This is a genomic window from Suttonella ornithocola (genome assembly GCF_001889065.1).
GTDB lineage: Bacteria > Pseudomonadota > Gammaproteobacteria > Cardiobacteriales > Cardiobacteriaceae > Suttonella_A > Suttonella_A ornithocola.
In genome coordinates, this window is sequence record NZ_LWHB01000207.1 from 1 (window position 1) to 1,201 (window position 1,201).

At 38.6% G+C, this 1,201-nt stretch carries 1 protein-coding gene and 2 pseudogenes; all 3 read right to left on the reverse strand.

Translation table 11 applies throughout. The annotated features are described in order from the left end of the window. Window positions 1–111 precede the first annotated feature (111 nt). Window positions 112–501, reverse strand: a pseudogene (locus A5N85_RS15300) (transposase); the annotation flags it as partial. A 70-nt stretch (window positions 502–571) separates the two neighbouring features. After that, window positions 572–1,048: an FtsB family cell division protein gene (locus tag A5N85_RS12930; RefSeq protein ID WP_072577568.1), complete on the reverse strand. Its 477-nt coding sequence runs from the start codon at window positions 1,046–1,048 to the stop codon at window positions 572–574. Between the two features lie 9 nt (window positions 1,049–1,057). Beyond that, a pseudogene (gene eno, locus A5N85_RS12935) lies at window positions 1,058–1,201 on the reverse strand (phosphopyruvate hydratase); the annotation flags it as partial.

The window sequence follows — 1,201 nt, forward strand, 5'->3', positions numbered from 1 at the left end:
TTCTGGTCGAATTGGCGGCAGTAGGTCATAGGATATGCTCAGTTTGTTTTTGATAATTCTACTACAAGTTGTTCTTTATATCTGCTTTGGATAGATTGGATTCTAAGTGATTTAACTATAAAATAGAGAAAATTCAATTTGTTGAATTTTGCAAAGATCTCGTTCTATAACATAGCGCATTTTTGACAGCAGTTTGTTGCGGGCTTTCTGGACTTGACTCAGCGCTTGGCTTCTGCTGACTTTTTCCATGATGCCATCTTTTAATCCTTTTTCTCGTAAGCGTTGGTGGTTTGCTTGGCTGCTGTAGCCTTTGTCGGCATAGACGGTTGTACCTACCTTTAGGTTTTCTAGTAATGACTCAAGATGCTGGCTTTCATGTTCGTTAGCACTGCTGACGTGCAGCTGTTCGATGTAGCCGTCTTGGTCTGTCAGGACGTGTTTTTTGTAGCCTAGTGGGTATTGTCCTTTTTTCTTTGTCCAGCGAGCATCTCGGTCTTTACTGGCTGGAGGTGATGGGCATACTTTTCAAACCACTACCAGTTATTGAAATCTATTTATAAAAATAGACTACTTACTCTAATGATTCTAATTGCAAAGGTGGCGCATCAATTGCCGGACTAACACTAGGGGGTTCTACGATAGATTCTAAAGTAATGACGTTATCTTGTGCGGATTGTGGAATTGCCAATGTATCTTTTTCATCACTTTTGTTTTCTAGATCTGGAATATTGGGTAAAGTTTTGGTTTCATCACGCATTAATACAAAAAAAGTCTCATCTTCACCAATCATTCCATATTCTTCTCGGGCTTTTTCTTCATAGAGATAATAAGAATCTGGTGAACGCAAGGTCTCAACCTCTTTACTTTTACTTAAATTGCGTTCTGTCAGTAATTTATTTTCTTTTTGATGCAAGATTACTTGAGATTGCAAGCCAGTAATCAATTGTTTTTTACCAGCTTGCAATTGCCAAAGATAATAGTTAAACGCCCCCAAAGCTATCGCAATAGCTATCAAGATACCATAAGGCAGGAGACGTTTATTTAACATACGCGTTAATTAGTTTTTAATTTTGCCAAGTAAAGCTGCTTTGCCGCCGTATTTTGCTTTATCGCCTAACTCTGCTTCAATGGTGAGTAAGCGATTGTATTTTGCTACACGGTCAGAACGGCAAAGTGAGCCAGTTTTAATTTGTGTTGCTGT

Excerpts from the sequence above, each read along its gene's own strand:
- A5N85_RS12930 (WP_072577568.1), bottom strand. The coding sequence starts at position 1,048 with ATGTTAAATAAACGTCTCCTGCCTTATGGTATCTTGATAGCTATTGCG.